Annotated in this window: 19 protein-coding genes and 1 riboswitch; of the genes, 16 read left to right on the top strand and 3 right to left on the bottom strand. The window is 48.5% G+C overall.

Annotated features, from left to right (window positions below; genetic code table 11):
- The first annotated feature begins 18 nt into the window (after nucleotides 1-18).
- The 11 genes from GKG43_RS06140 (at nucleotide 19) to GKG43_RS06190 (ending at nucleotide 9948) form a co-directional block, all read left to right on the top strand.
- Nucleotides 19-615 (top strand): RNA polymerase sigma factor, encoded by a 597-nt coding sequence (locus GKG43_RS06140; RefSeq protein ID WP_050641055.1) that lies wholly within the window; start codon nucleotides 19-21, stop codon nucleotides 613-615.
- Nucleotides 608-1360 carry a hypothetical protein gene (locus tag GKG43_RS06145; RefSeq protein WP_055154501.1) on the top strand — a complete coding sequence of 251 codons (753 nt, stop codon included), beginning with the start codon at nucleotides 608-610 and terminating at the stop codon, nucleotides 1358-1360. The genes GKG43_RS06140 and GKG43_RS06145 overlap by 8 nt, the downstream gene beginning before the upstream one ends.
- A complete protein-coding gene (locus tag GKG43_RS06150; protein WP_055154499.1) occupies nucleotides 1348-2250 on the top strand; it encodes an ABC transporter ATP-binding protein in 903 nt (300 codons plus the stop codon). Before GKG43_RS06145 ends, GKG43_RS06150 begins: the two co-directional genes overlap by 13 nt.
- Nucleotides 2219-3337: an ABC transporter permease subunit gene (locus GKG43_RS06155; protein ID WP_055154497.1), complete on the top strand. Its 1119-nt coding sequence runs from the start codon at nucleotides 2219-2221 to the stop codon at nucleotides 3335-3337. The genes GKG43_RS06150 and GKG43_RS06155 overlap by 32 nt, the downstream gene beginning before the upstream one ends.
- Nucleotides 3338-3797: 460 nt before the next feature.
- The gene (locus tag GKG43_RS06160; RefSeq protein ID WP_055154495.1) at nucleotides 3798-4496 is read left to right on the top strand and encodes a response regulator transcription factor; all 699 of its coding nucleotides are present in this window, start codon (nucleotides 3798-3800) and stop codon (nucleotides 4494-4496) included.
- 101 nt (nucleotides 4497-4597) lie between these two features.
- Nucleotides 4598-5524, top strand: a complete 927-nt coding sequence (locus GKG43_RS06165; protein ID WP_055154494.1) for an ABC transporter ATP-binding protein — start codon at nucleotides 4598-4600, stop codon at nucleotides 5522-5524.
- The gene (locus tag GKG43_RS06170) at nucleotides 5518-6294 is read left to right on the top strand and encodes an ABC transporter permease (protein ID WP_055154492.1); all 777 of its coding nucleotides are present in this window, start codon (nucleotides 5518-5520) and stop codon (nucleotides 6292-6294) included. The genes GKG43_RS06165 and GKG43_RS06170 overlap by 7 nt, the downstream gene beginning before the upstream one ends.
- Before the next feature lie 21 nt (nucleotides 6295-6315).
- On the top strand, nucleotides 6316-7236 hold the full coding sequence (locus tag GKG43_RS06175) for a HAMP domain-containing sensor histidine kinase (RefSeq protein WP_055154490.1): 921 nt from the start codon (nucleotides 6316-6318) through the stop codon (nucleotides 7234-7236).
- A gap of 131 nt (nucleotides 7237-7367) precedes the next feature.
- Nucleotides 7368-8312 carry a DMT family transporter gene (locus tag GKG43_RS06180; RefSeq protein WP_330377724.1) on the top strand — a complete coding sequence of 315 codons (945 nt, stop codon included), beginning with the start codon at nucleotides 7368-7370 and terminating at the stop codon, nucleotides 8310-8312.
- A gap of 4 nt (nucleotides 8313-8316) precedes the next feature.
- Nucleotides 8317-9258 (top strand): tRNA-dihydrouridine synthase, encoded by a 942-nt coding sequence (locus tag GKG43_RS06185; RefSeq protein ID WP_050641047.1) that lies wholly within the window; start codon nucleotides 8317-8319, stop codon nucleotides 9256-9258.
- Between the two features lie 12 nt (nucleotides 9259-9270).
- Complete coding sequence (locus GKG43_RS06190) at nucleotides 9271-9948, top strand: YkgJ family cysteine cluster protein (protein ID WP_055154488.1); 678 nt, start codon at nucleotides 9271-9273, stop codon at nucleotides 9946-9948.
- A gap of 150 nt (nucleotides 9949-10098) precedes the next feature.
- Here GKG43_RS06190 and GKG43_RS06195 read toward each other — a convergent pair whose 3' ends face one another.
- The gene (locus tag GKG43_RS06195; protein ID WP_025655537.1) at nucleotides 10099-10704 is read right to left on the bottom strand and encodes a manganese efflux pump; all 606 of its coding nucleotides are present in this window, start codon (nucleotides 10702-10704) and stop codon (nucleotides 10099-10101) included.
- Nucleotides 10705-10815: 111 nt separating this feature from the next.
- Between GKG43_RS06195 and GKG43_RS06200 the strand changes: the two genes are divergently transcribed.
- The 4 genes from GKG43_RS06200 (at nucleotide 10816) to GKG43_RS06215 (ending at nucleotide 14357) form a co-directional block, all read left to right on the top strand.
- Nucleotides 10816-11958, top strand: coding sequence for a M23 family metallopeptidase (locus GKG43_RS06200; RefSeq protein ID WP_129878878.1), 1143 nt, complete (start codon nucleotides 10816-10818; stop codon nucleotides 11956-11958).
- Nucleotides 11959-12135: 177 nt separating this feature from the next.
- A complete protein-coding gene (locus GKG43_RS06205) occupies nucleotides 12136-12480 on the top strand; it encodes a hypothetical protein (RefSeq protein ID WP_050640982.1) in 345 nt (114 codons plus the stop codon).
- 166 nt (nucleotides 12481-12646) lie between these two features.
- Nucleotides 12647-12729: riboswitch (NiCo riboswitch) on the top strand.
- An 85-nt stretch (nucleotides 12730-12814) separates the two neighbouring features.
- The gene (locus tag GKG43_RS06210) at nucleotides 12815-13714 is read left to right on the top strand and encodes a cation diffusion facilitator family transporter (protein ID WP_050640981.1); all 900 of its coding nucleotides are present in this window, start codon (nucleotides 12815-12817) and stop codon (nucleotides 13712-13714) included.
- 70 nt (nucleotides 13715-13784) lie between these two features.
- Nucleotides 13785-14357 carry a phosphatase PAP2 family protein gene (locus GKG43_RS06215; protein WP_050640980.1) on the top strand — a complete coding sequence of 191 codons (573 nt, stop codon included), beginning with the start codon at nucleotides 13785-13787 and terminating at the stop codon, nucleotides 14355-14357.
- A gap of 44 nt (nucleotides 14358-14401) precedes the next feature.
- On the opposite strand, the gene GKG43_RS06220 is transcribed toward GKG43_RS06215, so the two are convergent.
- Together GKG43_RS06220 and GKG43_RS06225 are read right to left on the bottom strand one after the other, a co-directional pair.
- Entirely contained in the window at nucleotides 14402-16018 is a 1617-nt protein-coding gene (locus GKG43_RS06220; RefSeq protein ID WP_050640979.1) for a CTP synthase, read from the bottom strand.
- A gap of 146 nt (nucleotides 16019-16164) precedes the next feature.
- Nucleotides 16165-17643, bottom strand: a complete 1479-nt coding sequence (locus GKG43_RS06225) for a DUF1846 domain-containing protein (protein WP_050640978.1) — start codon at nucleotides 17641-17643, stop codon at nucleotides 16165-16167.
- 140 nt (nucleotides 17644-17783) lie between these two features.
- Here GKG43_RS06225 and ftsH point away from each other — a divergent pair, with 140 nt between their 5' ends.
- Nucleotides 17784-19805 carry an ATP-dependent zinc metalloprotease FtsH gene (gene ftsH / locus GKG43_RS06230; RefSeq protein WP_082202985.1) on the top strand — a complete coding sequence of 674 codons (2022 nt, stop codon included), beginning with the start codon at nucleotides 17784-17786 and terminating at the stop codon, nucleotides 19803-19805.
- Nucleotides 19806-20108 lie beyond the last annotated feature (303 nt).

A 20108-nucleotide genomic window follows, 5' to 3' on the forward strand; every position in this document is an offset into this window, starting at 1 on the left:
GAAAGGGGGAAGCGTTTTTTGGAGGACAGGGAACTGATCAGGCGGATTCAGAACGGGCAGAAGGAATATCTGAATGAAATTGCCGAAAAATATTATGATGATATTTACTATTTCTGCTGTTATCAGACCGGCAGCCGGGAAGACGCCTATGATCTGGCACAGGAGACGTTTCTCCGCTTTATACGGTACGCAGAGCAGTACAGGTACAGGAATCTGAAAGGCTATCTGCTGACGATTGCCATGAATCTGTGCAGGAGATATTTTCACGAGACGGGGCGGACGCGCCTGGTTACGGAAACGGTGGAAAATATCAATGGGAATGCGGCGGGATCCGGCAGGGCAGCAGCCGGGGATATAACGGCATCAGAGGGGCGGGAAACGGATACCACCGTACAGGCCATGGAGGAGCTGGAGCAGAGCCGGCTGCTGGCGGAAGCGCTTCTGAAGATTCCGGATATACAGCGGGAGGCAGTTCTTCTGCATCACTTTTATGGCTATAAAAACCGTGAGATTGCCCGCATGACCGGGGCATCCTGTGCAGCGGTTAAGTCCAGGGTTAATCAGGGACTCGGCAAGCTGCAGCAGCTTTTGGACAAGGAGGATTTTTATGGATAGACAACCGGAAAGGGAATCCTGGAGATTTCCGCTGGATGAAAAAAGAAAGATGGAAAGTCTGGGGAGGATTGGCCGGGCTGCGGAAAAAAAGCAAATCCGCAAGTATCCGTCTCTGGCGGCAAATATCCGGAGCCAGCTTAAGTTTCAGTCGTGGAAGTACTGGGCTGTGCAGGGCGGGATACTTGTGGCCGCCATGGCGCTGGTTCTATATCTCAGCAGAGCAGAAGCAGACGGAGAGGGAGCCATCTCTGTCTGCGCTGTATTTCTGGTATTTGCGGGCAATATTGGATTGAGCGGTCTGGGCCGGCTTTTCTCACGGAATATGGCTGAACTGGAACAGACGCTGTATCTGAACCTGAAACAGATGGTCTGTATCCAGATGCTGTTTGGAGGGGCGGCAGATCTGCTTGTATTAGGAATGATTGTGGGTATCGCAGGCGGACAGAATGAAGCCGGAGCCGGAGCCTGTCTTTTGTATATGCTGGTTCCTTTTCTGTGGTCAGATTTACTGTATCTGTATATGCTGACCGCACTCCGGAGCATATGGCCGGGTTTTTGGCAGGTTTCGGCGGGATTGATCGGCGGGCTGCTTGCGCTTATCCCGGTGTTCATGGAGGATGCCTATAAGGCGGTATATTTACCGGTATGGGGAGTACTGGCGGCTGCGGGCTGTCTGCTGCTGGCGGCGGAAATACGCTATATGTTGGAAAAGATAGAAAGAGGGGAAGGGTTATGCCTGAATTAATATTAGACAGAGTGACAAAACAGTTTAAAAATAAAATTGCAGTGGATAAAGTATCACTCCGGCTAAAGTCGGGAGTATACGGATTCCTGGGGGCAAATGGTGCAGGTAAGACCACGCTGCTTCGGATGCTCTGTGGCGTCCTCAGGCCCACTTCGGGTGATATACTCTGCAATGGTGTACCGATCCGGGTTCTGGACGGTGAGTACCGCTGCATGCTGGGGTACCTGCCCCAGGATTTTGGCTATTATCCGGATTTTACAGCAAAGCGGTATCTGGAATATCTGGCAGCGTGTAAAGCGGTTCCAAAAGAGATCGCCGGAGGGAAGGTACAGGAAGTATTGGAACTGGTCGGGCTGAAAAATGAGCAAAAGCAGAAAATCCGAACGTTTTCAGGAGGAATGATCCGAAGGCTGGGAATCGCCCAGGCTCTTTTAAATGAGCCGGAAATTCTGATTTTAGATGAGCCTACATCCGGCCTGGACCCCAAAGAAAGAATCCGGTTCCGCAACATCATCAGCGCGTTGTCCAAAAGCCGGATTGTAATTTTGTCCACCCACATTGTTTCGGACGTAGAGTTCATAGCGGATGAAATTCTTCTTATGAAGGCAGGATGTATTGTAGAACAGGGATCACCGGGGGCAGTGACGGAGAGCGTGAAAGGCCGGGTATGGGAATATCGGGCGGATGAAGCAGAGGCACTGCGGATGAATGCGGCTTTTTCGGTCAGCAACCTAAGAAATGAAGGGGACAGGATCTATCTCCGGCTTGTCTCAGAAACTTGTCCCTGCGAGGGAGCAGTGCCGGTACAGCCCGGGCTGGAGGATGTGTATATGTATTATTTTGAGGAGGCGTCGGATCATGTGGGAAATCTGGAAAAAAGAGATCTATAAAATTGCATCCCGGAAAGTAATCTGGTGCGGTGTGCTTTTGCTCCTCTCCTTTATAACCTTCCGTCTTTACGCTGAACAGAAAGACTATTCTGTAACGATTGACGGACAAAGTTATCATGGAAAAGAGGCCATAGAAAAGGACCGGAAGCTGACCGCAGAGTATGCAGGAATGCTGACACGGGAGAAGGTGCAGGAAATCTATGATAAATACGGATTCTATTATTATGATGATAAAACAGAAAGCTATGCAGGAAATTTCTGCAGCAAATTTGTAACAGAGCAGATGACAAATTATAACCAGACCAGCGGAAATGATCCGTCCCAAATCCGGTTTTATGAGGGCGAAAAGTGGGAACAAAACGCAGCGCCGCTCCTAAAGGATAATCTTCAATTTGACTACTTCTATGGCTGGCAGGATTTCCAGGAGATTTACGGTATGATGGGCATCCTGTTACTATACGTAATCCTAATCATCGGGCTTTCACCAGTATTTGCGGAGGAATACACACTGCGGACAGCGGACATCCTTCTGTCCACACAGCGGGGAAAAAAGAGCTGCATCTATCTGAAGATCGCAGCAGCGCTTTCCTTTACCGCCATCGTATACCTCATGGTAACGGCATATATCTGGTTCATCTATCTGCTCGTATACGGCACACAGGGCCTGGATGCTTCAGCCGTCCTGGCGGGAGCCAGCTTTTTCGGTTACGGCCCCGGCAGCATCGGGGGATTCCTTCTGTCCATATCGGCCCTGGGCCTGGCAGGAGGGCTCCTGCTGACCGGATGTGTCCTGGCAGCCTCCGCCCTGTGCAGAAATTCCTTCCTGACCGTAGTCGTTTCACTATCCCTCTACCTGATCCCCGTGGTCTGGCTCAAAGTCTTTGCCCCCATGTGGATACTGGGATACAGCCTTACTCGTGCAGTAAACCACTTCATGGCATCCATGCCCATGTACCTCCCCATGAACTGGAGCTTTGGATTCACCGCCGCCCAGATCCACCGGCATCTCCTAACCGCCCTGGCCGTCGCCGTATCCTGCCTGATCCTGGCCTACCAAAAATACCGAACCTACCAGGGCAAAAAATAACAGATACAGCAAATCAGGATAATACCTTACGCCAGTCAATTTTCAATCACACGCTACTTAAATGCGTAAGTAACAACTCCAGCCTCTATGATGTTCAGCCCAGCCAATCCCCATCCGCCGCACCCGCCCAGGGATCCCACCCCGAATAGAATCCTCCCTGCCGATCGGATGAACCAGCCAGGCGGAGTGTAAGCCGCAGGCCTTCCTGCCTGTAAGGGCGGTTTAAAACGCCTTAAAGCGGGCGACTAGAAGTTCTTATAGAGCCGGAGGCATCCGGCTCTATTAGAACTTCTCCGCCAAGCGGTCAGGATATTAAACCACCCTTACAGGCAGGAAGGCCTGCGGCTTACACTCCGCCTGGCGTCCCTCCCATCCATGAGCCCAGATTCCCATTCCAAATCCCCCTCTTTATTTCCAGAGTTTTTTCGTGTACAATAAGACGGTATGGAGGAGAGAAGAGATGGACAGGCACAAGATTTTAATTGTGGAAGATGACACCGATATCAACCGCTTACTGCAACGGATTCTGGTGCAGGACGGTTATGACACGATCCAGGCATTTTCAGGAACAGAAGCGAAACTGCTGCTTGGACTTGAGACCCCTGATTTAATATTGCTCGATCTGATGCTGCCGGGGATGAGCGGAGAGGAGCTTATTACATCCGTAAGAGAGGAGCTAAAACTGGACCTGCCGATTCTGGTGCTCTCTGCCCGGGCAGGCCTGGAGACAAAAGTAGCGGCCCTCAAAGGCGGCGCGGACGATTATCTGACCAAGCCCTTCGAACCGGAGGAGGTTCTGGCAAGAGTATACGCTGCCCTCAGGCGTTATAAGATAGAAGCCGGGAAGACGGAGAAGGATACGGAGGTATACAGATATAAGAAACTGCGTCTCCATCCGGACTCCCGTAAAGCGGAGATCGGGGGACAGGAGCTGCCCCTGACCATGCATGAGTATGATATTCTGTATCTTTTGATTAAGGACCCTGAAAAAGTGTACTCGAGGGAGCACCTTTATGAGCAGGTATGGAAGGGCGGTTATTATGGGGAGGACAACACGGTAAACGTCCATATCAGCAATCTGCGCAGAAAGATTGCAGCAGCCGATCCGGAGGATGAGTACATTCGGACGGTCTGGGGAATTGGTTTTAAAATGGCATAAACTTTACGATTTCTTTAAACTTTCTTGAGGACTTATTAAAGACCACCGGGCTACAATAACTTACGTCAAGAGGCAATCACATAAGAAAGGAACTAAGAAGAATGAAAGAGCATGTCATAGAAGCCAGAAGCGTTACGAAAAAATACAAAGATGTTACGGCTCTCAGAGACGTTGATATTACAGTCAAACGCGGAGATATTTACGGTCTGATCGGCGACAACGGGGCGGGCAAGACTACATTTTTAAAACTGCTGACCGGACAGATCTATCCATCAGGCGGCGAACTAAAACTGTTCGGGGCTTATTCCGAAAAGGAACTGGAACAGAACAGGAAACGTACCGGAGCGATCGTAGAATCGCCGGGATTTTATCCAAAGCTTACGGTAGAAAAGAATCTGGAGTATTACCGGATTCAGAAGGGGATACCGGGAAAGAACCGGACTGAGGATGCCCTGAAGGCAGTGGGGCTCAGGGACAAGAGAAAGAAAAAGTGCGCCGCGCTGTCCATGGGGATGAAACAGAGACTGGGGCTTGCCATCGCGCTGCTCGGAGAGCCGGAGCTATTGATCCTGGATGAGCCGATCAACGGACTGGATCCCAGCGGTATCATAGAGATGAGAAATCTTCTGTTAAGGCTGAATCAGGAAAAGAATATTACAATCATCATATCCAGTCATATACTCTCGGAGCTGGAACAAATTGCAACCGTTTACGGCTTTCTAAGCCAGGGCTGGCTGCTGCGGGAACTGACGGCGGAGCAGCTGCACGAACACTGCGCCGGTTATCTGGAGATCAAAGTAAGTGATCCGGAACGCTACGCAGCACTATTGGAGAAAGAGATGGACGGCGTGCAGTACAAAGTAATGCCGGACTTACAGATACGGATACAGAACCCGCAGCTTCCGGTGGAAGCATACAGCGGTCTGGCATCCGGACATGGGGTCAGTATTATGAGGCTGGAGCAGAAGCAAAAGTCGCTGGAAGAATATTATATGGAATTAAAGGAGAGGGGGAGACTGTCATGTTAAATTATTTGAAGAGTGAATTTTACAGGATTCTGCACGGAAGAGAGATCTACTCGGCAACGGCCGCGCTGGCCGGCCTGACTGTGCTGATGAATCTGGTTCTGTTTGCCTTTGACAGGCTGACTCCGGATTTTCCATATGCAACGGTGACATTTTCTCTGAACATGATGACGGGGAGTATGCCGATGCTGCTTATGGCCGGCCTGATCATCGTTCTCTTTTTGTTTTCGGACGAATATAAGAACGGTACCCTGAAAAATGCAATTTCATACGGTATTTCCCGCAATGCATTTTTTACCGGAAAATGTATTGCGTGTGCAGCGGCAGCTTTTTTGAGTATGCTTGTGGTACTCGCCGTTTATATCGGCAGTGCATATCTGCTTTTGAATACAGAAGGCAGTATGCCGGTCAGACAGCTGCTGACAGGCACCGCCGTGAATCTGCCGGCTGCATTTGCTTCGGTTATTCTGGCATCGGCTCTGTGCTGCTGTTTTAAGAAAGAAACAGCGGTTGTTCTCTGGTGGCTGGGAATCATGTGGTGGCTGCCTGTGGTCTGTTTTTTCCTGGGGCTGAAAATAGAATCCATTGAAAGAATTTCGGAATGGATGCCCTGGAATTACCTGAAATATGAGGTTTCCGTTAACATGTCCGGTTATCGCTGCCTGTGGGATACGCCGGAAGGAGCGGCCAAATGCCTGATAGCAGGCGCCATCGGGATATTGATATTCTATGCGGCAGGAATCTTGGCATTTCGCAAAAGGGAGATTAGTTAGATCGGGGAGGTGCATGCAGTAATGGTCTATATCTTTTTAGCAGGGGCGTGTCTTGCAGCGGTGTATTTCTGCATGCGCTTTTTGCTTCTGAAACGCGCGGTCCGGCAGGCTGCCGGGGAACTGCGTGAGATTACCGCAGATCTGGAAGAGAACAGGGTGGTAAAGCTGGCAGTGCCCCAGAGAGAACTGGAGCAGCTGCTGACGGAAATTAACCGGAACCTGACAGAAATCCGGAAAGTAAAAATCCGCTATGGAAAAAAAGAGCGGGAATTATTGAATCAAATTGAAAATATCAGCCATGACCTTCGTACGCCGCTGACGGCTATCATCGGGTTTCTGGAGCTGATTGACAGGGACTCTCTGGACGTTGAGGACAGAGAGTCCCTGGAAGTGGTTAAGAAGAAAGCCCTGGCACTGAAAAAGCTGACCGCTCAGTTTTACGATTTGTCCAGGCTGGCGGCGGAGGACTACCAGCTGAAATTGAAGAAAACGGATCTGGGCAGGATATTGCGGGAGACGGTCCTGGATTCCTATCAGGAACTGAAGTTAAAGAATCTGAATGTCAGTGTGGACATTCCAGATACTCCGGTTTTTGTAAGGGGAAATGAGGAAGCGCTGGAGCGGATCTTTCAGAATCTGCTGCAAAATGCGGGACGTTACGCTTTAAGCGTTTTTTCTGTAAGTCTGACTATAGAGTCAGGCAAGGTATATGTGCTGATGATAAATGATACGGATATGGAGAATCAACAGGACGCAGATTCCCTGTTTGAAAGATTTTATACAGGGGACAGCGCGAGAAAGCAGGGGAGTACGGGGCTGGGCCTTCCCATAGCAAAGCACCTGGCGGAGGCGATGGGCGGAAGGCTGTCTGCCTGCCTGACAGAAGCAGAAGATAAAAAATGGCTGTCACTGTCTCTGGAAATTCCTGGATTGAAGATATAATACAAGCAAAAGTTCGGAAAGTATAGTATAACTAACAGTAGGATATCCAAAAAACAGACAGTGAGGTAGGACATTATGGAAAAGAAAATGCAATGGCGGCAAGGGTGCGGAATGCAGGAAGGAGGGGATGTATGATGCAAAAGAAAAATGGAGCCGGACATTTAGCGGCGTTATTCACAATTGTTGTGTGGGGGACAACGTTTATTTCTACAAAGGTTCTGCTCAGGGACTTTCAGCCTGTGGAAATCCTGGTGATACGGTTTGTAATCGGCTATCTCCTTCTGCTGGCTGCTAAACCAGGCTGGGTCAGGCTGAAAGAAAAGAAACAGGAATGGCTGTTTGCCGGAGCAGGTTTATGTGGCATCTGCCTGTACTTTCTGCTTGAAAATATAGCATTGACTTATACACTTGCATCGAATGTAGGAGTCATCATCTCGGCGGCTCCCTTTTTTACGGCCTTTTTGACCCATATTTTTATGAAGGAGGAAGGCAGGCTGCGGCTGTCGTTCTTTTTGGGATTTGGAGTTGCGATTGGCGGAATCTGTATGATCAGCTTCGGCGGTCAGGATTTTGCGCTGAATCCGGCAGGGGATCTTCTGGCCCTGGCGGCTGCCTTTGTGTGGGCCTGCTACTCCGTGCTGACGAAGAAAATCAGCAGCTATGGGTATCCGATGATTCAGACAACCAGGCACATCTTCGGGTATGGGATTCTCTTTATGATCCCGGCCGCCTTTGCATTTGACTTTCACCTGGGAATCGCAAGGTTTCTGGAGCCTGTTAACCTGCTGAATATTCTGTTTCTGGGAGCGGGGGCATCGGCAGTCTGCTTTGTGACATGGAATTTTGCCGTCCAGGTACTGGGAGCCGTGCGGACGAGTGTATATATCTATGTGGTACCGGTGGTAACGATTGTCACATCTGTGCTGATCCTGCATGAGCAGCTGACCAAGCTGGCGGCAGCCGGTGCCGTGCTTACACTTCTGGGACTGATTATTTCGGAGGGGAAAATAGAGCTGAAAGTCTTATTTACCACGAGAAAACAGGATGCTATACTAAAAAGAGAAAAGGAAAATTAGGAACATGAAATTTTATTTGGCGCCTTTGGAAGGGATTACCGGGTATGTGTACCGTAATGCCTATCATAAATATTTCGGAGAGATGGATAAATATTTTATCCCTTTTATCAGTCCCAATCAATTCGGGCATCTAAGTTCCAAGGAGAAGAATGATATCCTTCCGGAACACAATGAGGGAATGGAAGCGGTTCCCCAGATCCTGACGAACTCGGCGGAAGATTTTATCAGAACAGCCGGGAAGCTGAAAAAGTACGGTTACAAAGAGGTGAATCTGAACCTGGGGTGTCCTTCGAAGACGGTTGTATCAAAGGGACGGGGCTCCGGTTTCCTGGCATTTCCGGACAGACTGGATCAGTTTTTAGGAGAGATATTTGCATACACGGATATGGAAATATCGATCAAGACAAGAATTGGTAAGGACAGTTCCGGTGATTTTAAGGAAATTCTGGATATTTATAATCACTATCCGGTGAAGGAACTGATCATCCATCCAAGGCTGCAGTCGGATATGTATAAGAACACACCCAACTGGCAGGTTTTCGGCGAGACGCTGGACAGATGTGAGTGCCCTGTGTGTTATAATGGAGATATTTTTACCGTGCAGGATTTTAAGAGGTTTACAGAAGCATTTCCGGAAACAGGATGTGTTATGCTGGGACGCGGCATTCTTTCCAATCCGGGGCTGGTAAATTCCATTCGCGGAAGCGGCCCGATGGATAAGGAGACGCTGCTTGCTTTCCATGACCAGATATACCGGGATTATCAAGAAATTCTGTATGGGGAGAAGACAATTTTATTTAAGATGAAAGAACTTTGGTTTTATATGGCCTCTGTATTTTCCAATTGCGAGAAGTACGCGAAGAAGATTAAAAAGTCAGAAAAGCTGGCAGCGTATGAGAGTGCAGTGGCAGCTCTGTTTGATGAGCAGGATATTTGTATAGGATAAGGAGATGCGGATATGGAAAGATATGTCAGACTTGAAGAAATCTCGGACGGGAGGCTTTACGGGCCGAATGATATGGTGCGTGCCGACTGCGGGGGCTGTGAGGGTTGCCCTGCATCGTGCTGCCGGGGGATGGGGAAGACCATCGTCCTGGATCCTCTGGATGTATACCGCATGACGACTGCTCTGGGTGTGAAGTTTGAGGAGCTGCTGAGAGATAAAATAGAGCTGAATGTAGCAGACGGACTGATTTTGCCGAACTTAAAGATGGACGGAGAGGGAGAAAGCTGTGTTTTTCTGAACAGCCGGGGAAGGTGCAGTATCCACGATGCAAGACCGGGGATATGCAGGATTTTTCCGTTGGGAAGATATTATGAAGACAGAAGCTTCCGGTATTTTTTGCAGATCCATGAGTGTCTGAAGGAAAACCGCGCAAAAATAAAGGTTAAAAAATGGATTGATACTCCTGAACTTGAGAAAAACCAGAAATTCATTGCGGACTGGCATTATTTTCTGAAGGATACGCAGTATATGCTTCAGAAGCCGGAGAACGAGACGAGGAGAAAAGAAATCAGTATGTATATATTGACGAGCTTCTATATGATAGAGTATCGGGAGAATGAAGACTTCTACGCTCAGGTGGACAGAAGGATGAAGCAGGGGAGGGAGAGTGTTGGTACGGGGGCGTTTTAGAGAGGGCCTGTGGAATGTGGGATTCTGCGTGAGCCGGGGTCTGAGACAGTCAATGACAGAGTGTAAAAGGAAACCCAAAGCATGTAGGATACTGTGTGCTGTGGGTTTCCTTTTTTCTATTACTCCGGGCTTTTGGCATGTCTCAGTGATTCAGGCCAGGAGTTCGTATATTCCCAGAGCAGCCAGAATCAGGCCGGAGATAAAGTCGGCGGACTGGTCGGATATGTGTGGGACTTTTGTTTTTCCGATCAGGTTGCCTGCATACAGAAAGATGACGGACACGACCAGGGACATGACTGCGGTGGGAAGCAGTTTCAGTCCCGTTATGCTGGCTCCGATGCCCATGCCGAAGTTATTGATGGATAAGGCAAGGCCAAGGAAGAGCCCCTCTTTCATGGTAAGCAGGGAGGCCTTTGCAGGTACATTGTTTTGGGTTCCGGAACCGCATTCGTTCGACTTTACTTCAGCCTTTTTGATTTTTTCCCGGATGTAGCTGAAAAAAGATTTTATGATATAGTAAAGGCCGAGGCCGATCAGAAGAGCACATCCTATGGCCTGTGTGGAAGAGGCCGGCAGAAACTGTGAGATTTGTGTGCCCATCAGTATGGCAATCACGGTGCCTGTCAGTGTCACGAGGCTGATGACAGTGCTCTTTAAGAGGTCGATATTGGATTTTTTGATTCCATAGGACATACCGACAATGAAGCTGTCTATATTTGCAGAAATTGCGAATAGAAGTGATGAGATTAGATGCATAATCTGCTCCTGACATCATAATTGTTGTTTGTATTCAGTATATTCAGAAGTATTTGTAGCGTTCATGGCGCATAAACTATTAAGAGTTTATCCTGGAAGGCGTCCAAATTTATGCGTAAACGATTGATTTCCCCGTTTGGGATTACTGTAGAAGTTCTGCTGCTGTTTCTGGTTCTTTCTATCTGGCAGGCCGGGGATGCAGACGGAGAGAATGGGCGGAAGATAAGCAGAGGAGGTATTTCGGACAGTGTTTCTGTCAATGCACAAAGCGGAACAGAAACCGGTTATTGGGAGAATGAGGTACAGAGAGAGGAGAAAAAAGACTTTATTAAGTGGGTGGAATTCAATGTGACTTATGAAGCATTGAACAGGGCCTATACATATGATGTGGAAACCTATGAGGAGGACGTCCATCTGAACTGGGTGGAGCTTTTGGCGTATTTGGGCGCGAAATACGGCGGGGATTTTACACGTTATTCGGAGCGTGATATGACAGAAGCTGCCGAAAAGCTGTTGTCGGGCGAGGTGACCATGGAAGAACTGACTGCAGACATGCAGTATTACGGGTATTACCGGGAAGCATACGGCGCTGTCCTGGATGGAATGGTAGGCGAATATGAGATTGAACGGCCGGACGGGGAAGGGGCAGATAAAAAGGTCTGGAAAAAGTATTACGGGCTGAAAGCATACTGTCCGATTGCAAAGACATTTCCCTATTCGGATTACGATGACTTCGGGGTGTCCAGAAGCTATGGTTACCGGAGAAACCATCTGGGGCACGATATGATGGGGCAGGTGGGTACACCCGTGATTGCCGTGGAGTCGGGATATATTACCGTCATGGGCTGGAACCAGTATGGCGGATGGCGGATCGGTATCAACAGCTTTGACGGCAAGAGGTACTATTATTACGCACACCTCCGTCAGAATATCCCGTTTGCGGAAAATCTGAAGGAGGGGGATATTGTCCAGGCAGGTGATGTGATCGGCTACATGGGAAGAACCGGGTACAGCACGACGGAGAATGTAAATAATATTGACACGTATCATCTGCACTTTGGCCTTCAACTGATCTTTGATGAATCTCAGCGGGAGGGGAACAACGAGATATGGGTCGATGTCTATCCCCTGGTCAGATTTCTTTCCCAGAACCGTTCAGATGTACTGAGAAATGATGCCAATAAAGAGTGGTACCGGCAATATGAGATGAAGGATCCGGCAGCAGAGGCTTATATAAAGAGCAAAGAAGAATAGCGGCTAAATCGCAGTACAACATAGTTTGGCTGTTAAAAAATGAGACGGTAGACGGATAAATTGAATGAGAAAACATTAAAAGACAGAAAAAATAATAAATAAATACAAATATATTGACTAATTAAAAAATAAGGGATAATATAAAGATAACAGAAAAGGCAGAAGTGAGTGGAAGCTATGTTAGAAAAATTTATGATCTTATTCATCTCCGCAGCAGCGTTGGTGATCGTCTGCTGGATACTTGCAGAATACTGGCTCCGCTCTGTCAGGAAGCTTTCCGTAGAGAAAATTTCCAATCTGAGCATCTGGAACAGAATGGTATACGCTTTCGAAGATTTCTGCGGAGGAGTAAACCATAAAAAAGACTTCCGCAGGATGCGGATCGGAGAAGAACTGGGGAGCGTACACAGAGACGAAGAAATCATTCATTACAGGCAGGCGGAGACACGCAGGAAAGAAGATTGCAGAGACAAAGACATCTTCAAAAAAGAAAGAAAATACAAAATGAAGGCAAATATGTAGTGCGACTAAAATCGACCCCCTCATAAAGAGGAGGCTGTTACCGAAACCTGTTTTCCGTAACAGCCTCCTCTTATTAGTTCATGGCAATAATTTTCATAAAAATATTGACAAATAGAGTACGACCGCATATTATAAATAGAAACTCTTTGCACTGCATATTATAACTACAGTACAAACTGAGCAGGTTATGTATCACATGACCGGGCCGCCGGATGGCGGCAGCAGATAATAGACATCTGCGGGACAGTTTTAGTTTTCTTGTTCCGCAGGTGTCTTTTTTGTGAATATTCTGAAAATGGAACGCAAAGGGGTCAGACCCCTTGGGAGGCTAAGTATGAATGAACCAAATAAGATCGCTATGCGCGTCTCAATTGTAAGCATTGTGGTAAATGTCATTTTATCTGTTTTTAAGCTGCTGGCTGGCCTGCTGGCTGGTTCGGGGGCAATGGTGTCCGATGCGATTCATTCGGCATCGGATGTCTTCAGCACGGTGATTGTTATGATTGGGGTGACTATATCCGGCAAAAAGTCCGACAAGGAGCATCCCTACGGGCATGACAGGATGGAATGCGTGGCTTCGATTCTCCTGGCTGTGGTTCTGTTTGCGACGGGGCTTGGAATCGGAGTAAGCGGGATAGAAAAGATTGCGGGGGGCGGGATGGAATCGGCAGCAGCCCCTGGAAGACTGGCGCTTGCAGCGGCTGTCATATCAATTGTTGTGAAGGAATGGATGTACTGGTATACAAGGGCTGCAGCAAAGAAAATTAATTCCGGTGCGCTGATGGCGGATGCATGGCACCATCGTTCGGATTCTCTCTCCTCGATCGGAGCCTTTGCGGGGATACTGGGTGCGCGCCTGGGCTTTCCGGTTCTGGATCCGCTGGCAAGTGTTATTATCTGTATATTTATTGGGAAGGCCTCCTGGGATATCTTCCATGATGCTATGAACAAGATGGTGGATAAATCCTGTGATGACAGGACAATCCAGGATATGAGACAGTCGGTCCTGGAAAATCCGGGAGTAGCAAAGATCGATGAAATGAGAACCAGAATGTTTGGAGCGAAGGCCTATGTGGATATAGAAATTGCTGCGGATGGGAATCTGACATTAAATGAAGCGCATAAAATAGCCGAAAGCGTCCATTCAAGGATTGAAATGGAGTTCCCGGAAGTCAAGCACTGTATGGTCCATGTCAATCCTCTGAACGATAGGGAGATGAAAGAACTGCCATAGACAGCCCTTCCTGCGTATGATATACTTTTAAATTATTATGATACATAAAATCAACTCGAAGGGAGCATTTATGGATTTTCTTTTACAGCTAGACGGAAATATCTTACTCGCGATACAGGAATATATCCGGCATGACTGGATGGATTCCTTCTGGAAGTTTATCACGTCACTCGGAGACTCCGGCTGGTTCTGGCTTGCAGTCTCCCTCCTGCTGCTGATCCCTCAAAAGACGAGAAAAGCAGGGATTACCGCTATAGCAGCCATAGCCATCGGAGCGCTGATCACAAACGTAACACTGAAAAACCTGGTAGCCAGAATCCGCCCATACGAAGTCGTGGAGGGACTGACACTCTTAATAGGAAAGCAGCATGATTATTCATTCCCATCCGGCCACACATGTGCATCCTTCGCCGCGGCGCTTGTCTATTACCGTATGCTGCCCAGATTCTGGGGAACAGCCTCCGTAATACTGGCGGCCCTGATCGCCTTTTCACGTCTCTACGTAGGAGTCCATTACCCCAGCGACGTAATAGCCGGGCTGCTCATAGGAGCATTCGCGGCATGGGCAGCCGCCAGGATAATTGCGTATATCGAGAAGAAAAGAGCTGAGCGCCGTAAAAAAGGTGAGCCCGGCTCCCGCTGAAAGGTACAGCGTATTAAAAACCCCGTACCGTGCAGGCGTACGCTTTACTCCCCCTGCACCCCACTCCTCAAATGAGCCGCCTCCACAAACCCCTTGAAGAGCGGATGCGGCCTATTCGGCCTTGATTTTAGTTCCGGATGCGCCTGTGTTGCAATGAACCAGGGATGATCCGGAATTTCGAGCATTTCTACAATCCTGCCGTCCGGTGAAAGTCCGGAGAGTATCATGCCGTGTTCTTCCAGCGCCTCACGGTAGTCGTTGTTTACCTCATAGCGGTGGCGGTGGCGCTCCTGGATTTCTTCTTTTCCATATAAACGGTATGCAAGGGAATCCTTTTTGAGAACGCAGGGGTATGAGCCAAGGCGCAGAGTCCCGCCTATATCTTCGATGCCGATCTGATCCGGCATGATATGGATGACGGGGTGGGTAGTGTCAGGCTGCAGTTCCATGCTGTGTGCATCGTTGTATCCGAGAACATCTCTTGCAAATTCCACGATGGAAAGCTGCATCCCCAGGCAGAGGCCCAGGAAGGGGATGCGGTTGGTACGGGCATACCGGATTGCCTCAATCATTCCTTCTATGCCTCTGTCGCCAAAACCGCCGGGGACAATGATACCGCTGACATCGCCGAACACCTCTGCGGCATTGTCCGCAGTGACTGTCTCGGAGTCCACCCATTTGATGTTAACCGTCGTATGGCTGTAGATTCCGCCGTGCTTCAGCGCCTCGACAACGCTGATGTAGGCGTCATGGAGCTGGATATATTTTCCCACAAGGGCAATGTGAACCTCCTGGGTCGGATTGCGGAGGTTATCCACCATCTCGGTCCAATCTTTCAGATCTGGTTCCGGACAGTCGAGATGCAGGCATTCACATGCAACCTGGGCCAGATTTTCCCGTTCCATGGCGAGGGGGGCTTCGTATAAATATTCAACATCAAGGTTCTGGAGTACATGATTTGCAGGAATATTGCAGAATAAAGAGATCTTGTCCTTCATGCCGGCGTCCAGAGGATACTCGGAGCGGCAGACAATGATATCCGGCTGTATGCCCATTCCCTGGAGCTCTTTCACACTTGCCTGGGTCGGCTTTGTTTTCATCTCCTGTGAGGCTTTTAGGTAGGGAATCAGGGTTACATGGATCAGAATTACGTTATCACGGCCTTTTTCGTGCTGGAACTGCCGAATGGATTCCAGAAAGGGCTGACTTTCGATATCGCCGACGGTTCCGCCGACTTCTATAATGGCGATCTCAGTGCTTTTGGCAGCAGGATTGCGGTAAAATCTGCTTTTGATCTCGTTGGTGATGTGAGGAATAACCTGTACCGTTCCACCGCCAAAATCACCACGGCGTTCTTTCTGTAAGACAGACCAGTAAATCTTTCCTGTTGTTACATTGGAATTTTTCGTCAGGCTTTCGTCAATAAAGCGTTCATAATGTCCCAAATCCAGGTCTGTCTCAGCGCCGTCATCCGTTACGAATACTTCACCGTGCTGTACCGGGTTCATTGTTCCGGGGTCAATATTGATATAAGGGTCAAACTTCTGCATCGTAACAGTATATCCGCGGGCCTTCAGCAGGCGGCCAAGTGACGCAGCAGTAATTCCTTTTCCAAGTCCAGAAACAACTCCACCTGTAACAAATACATATTTTACTGCCATATAATCCTCCTTGTATGAAATCTGTGCCTAAAAAATACTTAAAGAGTATACACCAATTTCTACAAAAAATACAGTTTTTTTTCAAGTACATAAAAACTCTGGAAGAATTGAATCCGCCGTTCAGATTTGCCTGAACGGCGGATTCATTAATGGTAAATATGATCTGTCTCGTAAACAGCCTGGCAGGTGAGCTGTACGCCCAGCTTTTTGAAGGTTTTGATATCCACATCGGACAGCATGACCGAGGTGTGTGCCTGACAGCCTTCCAGTTTCGGCAGCTGTTCCAGCGCTCTTCGGGCCATATTACTGTTGGCGGCACTGGCGGAAAGGGCGATCAGAACCTCATCCGTATGCAGACGCGGATTCTTGCTTTTCAAATAATCCACCTTGAGCTTCTGGATCGGCTCGATGGATTCGGGAGAAATAACATGCAGTTCGTGGTCAATTCCCGCGAGTTCCTTTAAGACATTTAACAGGAGCGCCGCAGAGGCGCCCAGCAGATTAGTGGTCTTGCCGGTGATCATGCGCCCGTCATCCAGCTCCATAGCCGCCGCAGGCCCGTTCGTCTCCCTGGAGCGTTCCAGAGCCTTTGCAACCACTTTGCGGTCCTGGACGGAGACATTCGCCTGGTTCATGAGGAGTTCGATTTTCTGAGCCTCCTCCTCTGAAGTTGTCCCCATCAATAAAGAATTCAGTGATGCAAAATATCTCCGGACAATCTCCTGCCGGGATGCCTCACGGCAGACTTCATCGTCGCAGATACATTTGCCGGCCATGTTTACACCCATGTCGGTTGGAGACTTATAAGGACTTTTTCCGTAAATTTTTTCAAAAATTGTGTTTAAAACAGGGTAAATTTCAACATCCCGGTTATAATTCACGGTAGTTACTCCATAAGCTTCCAAATGGAAGGGATCAATCATATTGATATCGTTCAGATCTGCGGTAGCGGCCTCATATGCAAGATTAACCGGATGTTTCAGAGGAAGATTCCAAATGGGAAATGTTTCAAATTTGGCGTAGCCTGCATGAATTCCACGTTTATGCTCATGATATAATTGTGACAGGCAGGTCGCCATTTTCCCGCTTCCTGGGCCCGGAGCGGTGACAATCACGAGGGGACGGGACGTTACAATATAATCGTTTTTGCCGTATCCGTCATCGCTGATAATCAGAGGGATATTAGAAGGATAACCGTTGATGCAGTAATGCATGTATACAGGGATATCCAAATTTTCGAGGCGGTTTTTGAAGAGGACGGCGCTTTCCTGTCCGGAATATTGTGTGATGACAACGCTTCCTACATACAGGCCGTTTTCCCGGAAAGAATCCATCAGCCGGAGAACGTCGGAATCGTAGGTAATGCCCAGATCTCCGCGGACCTTATTTTTCTCAATATCGCGTGCGCTGATCACGATGACGATCTCAGCCTGGTCGCTGAGCTGCTTCAGAAGGCGCAGTTTACTGTCAGGAGCAAAGCCCGGCAGCACTCTGGCAGCATGGTAATCATCAAATAATTTCCCCCCAAATTCAAGGTAGAGCTTGTTGTCGAACTGGTTAATCCTCTCACGGATATGTTCTGACTGCATAGATAAGTACTTTTCATTATCGAATCCTATTTTCATTTTCACATTCCTTTTCATGACATATTTCGTTCTCAGTATACTATAAAATGCCCTGTGTTTACAATATTTTCATAATCTTTTTATTGATTTATATGGAACCTGTACTTATAATGGGGATAGTGGATTTTAGGAGGCATAGAATGGACAATCAGAATAACAAGAATAATAATAATCCTAAGAACAACAAGCAGGGGTGGGGAGTGATCCTCGTAACCACACTGCTGACTGTTTTTATTGTGATGGGATTGTATTCAATGATGCAGGACAAGAATCCTGCGGAGCTGAGTTACGATGAATTCCTTACAAAGGTAGATGACGGAGAAATTGAGAAAGTAACGATTGATTCATCGAAGTTATACGTTACTTTAACAGATGAGGCAAGAAAAGAGGAGAAATCGGATAAAAAGGCTGCGGACGGTGACACACCGAAGGACGCGTCGGATCTGATTAATCAGCTTGAGCAAAAAAGCGGAGAAGAGGAGCGGGCTCCGGACTATTATGTTGTCCGGACAGCGGATGAAAAGCTGGTGGACCGGCTTCATAAAGCGGGGGTTCATTTTGAGCAGCAGATGCCCGACACAGCCTCTTCTATGATATTTGAGATATTTATCACCGTTGTGCTCCCGATCATCATGATCGTGATCCTGTTTAATTTCCTGATGAAACGCATGTCAAAGGGCGGCGGAATGATGGGAATCGGCAAGAGCAACGCCAAAGTATACGTGGAAAAGGAGACCGGAGTCACTTTTCAGGATGTTGCGGGCCAGGATGAAGCGAAGGAATCTCTGCAGGAGGTGGTAGACTTTCTGCATAATCCGGGCAAATATACGGGTATCGGTGCGAAACTGCCGAAGGGCGCTTTGCTAGTTGGCCCTCCCGGTACTGGAAAAACACTGCTTGCGAAGGCTGTGGCAGGCGAGGCAAAGGTACCGTTTTTCTCACTGTCAGGTTCTGCATTCGTGGAGATGTACGTCGGTGTCGGCGCATCCAGAGTGAGGGATTTGTTCAAGCAGGCACAGCAGATGGCGCCGTGTATCGTATTTATCGATGAGATTGATGCAATTGGCAAGACACGTGATACGGCCATGGGCGGCAACGATGAGCGTGAGCAGACACTGAACCAGCTTTTGGCGGAGATGGATGGTTTTGATACCAACAAGGGCCTTCTGCTTCTGGCGGCAACGAACCGTCCGGAGGTACTGGATCCGGCGCTGCTGCGTCCGGGCCGTTTTGACCGCCGTATCATTGTCGATAAGCCTGACCTGAAGGGGCGTGTGGATGTCCTGAAGGTACATTCCAAGGATGTTAAGATGGATGAGACTGTAGATCTGGAGGCCATTGCGCTGGCAACCTCAGGCGCGGTCGGTTCCGATCTGGCCAATATGATTAATGAAGCTGCAATTAATGCCGTTAAGAATGGTCGGCATGTGGTCAGCCAGAAGGATTTGTTCGAGGCTGTAGAAGTGGTGCTGGTTGGTAAAGAGAAAAAAGACCGCATTATGAGTGAAGAGGAGAGAAAGATCGTATCCTACCACGAAGTAGGCCACGCGCTGGTGAGCGCCCTGCAGAAAGATGCGGAGCCGGTGCAGAAGATTACGATCGTGCCCAGAACGATGGGCGCTCTGGGATATGTAATGCAGACACCGGAGGAGGAAAAGTTCCTCAATACCAAAAAAGAACTGGAGGCCATGCTGGTTGGTGCGCTGGCAGGACGTGCGGCAGAAGAGCTTGTGTTTGACACGGTAACAACAGGGGCTTCCAACGATATTGAACAGGCGACAAAGATCGCCAGGGCGATGATCACACAGTACGGTATGTCCGACAAGTTCGGGCTGATCGGACTGGAATCAATCCAGAACCGCTATCTGGACGGACGTCCGGTTATGAACTGCGGGGAAGCTACGGCTGCTGAGATAGACGGCGAAGTAATGAGCATGCTAAAGTATGCTTACGATGAAGCAAAACGTCTGCTGGGCGAGAACAGAGAAGCACTGGACCGCATCTCCGCATTCCTGATCGAAAAAGAAACAATTACGGGAAAAGAGTTCATGAGGATATTCCGTGAAGTTAAGGGAATTGAGGAGCCGGAACAGGGTGAGGAAATAAAAAAAGAAGTGCGTATCGCTATGAAACCAGTTGAGGGAGAGGCGGACGCGCAGTAACCGTTTAGGACGGCCTGAACCGTTACTATAAGGAATCCGGCGGATAAGGAAAGTTAGAATGGATACTTGAAAAAAGTTTTGCCGGCATGTATAATTTATCTAGGCTTAATCAGTGGATTGCCGTTCAGTGATTGCCGATAACTGTTCTTTGCAGTTATATAAGCTATCCTCTCTGCCAAGAGGGTAGCTTTTTCTATAATAGAAAAGTGCTCAGTACTTTCCTATTACTGAAAGCCCTCCGGGGGGATGCACACGCAGCGTTAAGGCAGATAGCCTCGAAGCGGTATCGCGGTAGCATCTAAG

It is taken from the genome of Eubacterium sp. BIOML-A2, from assembly GCF_009680135.1.
Classification (GTDB): Bacteria; Bacillota; Clostridia; order Lachnospirales; family Lachnospiraceae; genus Faecalicatena; species Faecalicatena contortus_B.

What these genes read in the sequence shown, in the direction of transcription:
- GKG43_RS06145 (WP_055154501.1), top strand. Translation starts at nt 608, where the DNA reads ATGGATAGACAACCGGAAAGGGAATCCTGGAGATTTCCGCTGGATGAA.
- GKG43_RS06150 (WP_055154499.1), top strand. Translation starts at nt 1,348, where the DNA reads ATGCCTGAATTAATATTAGACAGAGTGACAAAACAGTTTAAAAATAAA.
- GKG43_RS06155 (WP_055154497.1), top strand. Translation starts at nt 2,219, where the DNA reads ATGTGGGAAATCTGGAAAAAAGAGATCTATAAAATTGCATCCCGGAAA.
- GKG43_RS06160 (WP_055154495.1), top strand. Translation starts at nt 3,798, where the DNA reads ATGGACAGGCACAAGATTTTAATTGTGGAAGATGACACCGATATCAAC.
- GKG43_RS06165 (WP_055154494.1), top strand. Translation starts at nt 4,598, where the DNA reads ATGAAAGAGCATGTCATAGAAGCCAGAAGCGTTACGAAAAAATACAAA.
- GKG43_RS06170 (WP_055154492.1), top strand. Translation starts at nt 5,518, where the DNA reads ATGTTAAATTATTTGAAGAGTGAATTTTACAGGATTCTGCACGGAAGA.
- GKG43_RS06175 (WP_055154490.1), top strand. Translation starts at nt 6,316, where the DNA reads ATGGTCTATATCTTTTTAGCAGGGGCGTGTCTTGCAGCGGTGTATTTC.
- GKG43_RS06180 (WP_330377724.1), top strand. Translation starts at nt 7,368, where the DNA reads ATGATGCAAAAGAAAAATGGAGCCGGACATTTAGCGGCGTTATTCACA.
- GKG43_RS06185 (WP_050641047.1), top strand. Translation starts at nt 8,317, where the DNA reads ATGAAATTTTATTTGGCGCCTTTGGAAGGGATTACCGGGTATGTGTAC.
- GKG43_RS06190 (WP_055154488.1), top strand. Translation starts at nt 9,271, where the DNA reads ATGGAAAGATATGTCAGACTTGAAGAAATCTCGGACGGGAGGCTTTAC.
- GKG43_RS06195 (WP_025655537.1), bottom strand. Translation starts at nt 10,704, where the DNA reads ATGCATCTAATCTCATCACTTCTATTCGCAATTTCTGCAAATATAGAC.
- GKG43_RS06200 (WP_129878878.1), top strand. Translation starts at nt 10,816, where the DNA reads ATGCGTAAACGATTGATTTCCCCGTTTGGGATTACTGTAGAAGTTCTG.
- GKG43_RS06205 (WP_050640982.1), top strand. Translation starts at nt 12,136, where the DNA reads ATGTTAGAAAAATTTATGATCTTATTCATCTCCGCAGCAGCGTTGGTG.
- GKG43_RS06210 (WP_050640981.1), top strand. Translation starts at nt 12,815, where the DNA reads ATGAATGAACCAAATAAGATCGCTATGCGCGTCTCAATTGTAAGCATT.
- GKG43_RS06215 (WP_050640980.1), top strand. Translation starts at nt 13,785, where the DNA reads ATGGATTTTCTTTTACAGCTAGACGGAAATATCTTACTCGCGATACAG.
- GKG43_RS06220 (WP_050640979.1), bottom strand. Translation starts at nt 16,018, where the DNA reads ATGGCAGTAAAATATGTATTTGTTACAGGTGGAGTTGTTTCTGGACTT.
- GKG43_RS06225 (WP_050640978.1), bottom strand. Translation starts at nt 17,643, where the DNA reads ATGAAAATAGGATTCGATAATGAAAAGTACTTATCTATGCAGTCAGAA.
- ftsH (WP_082202985.1), top strand. Translation starts at nt 17,784, where the DNA reads ATGGACAATCAGAATAACAAGAATAATAATAATCCTAAGAACAACAAG.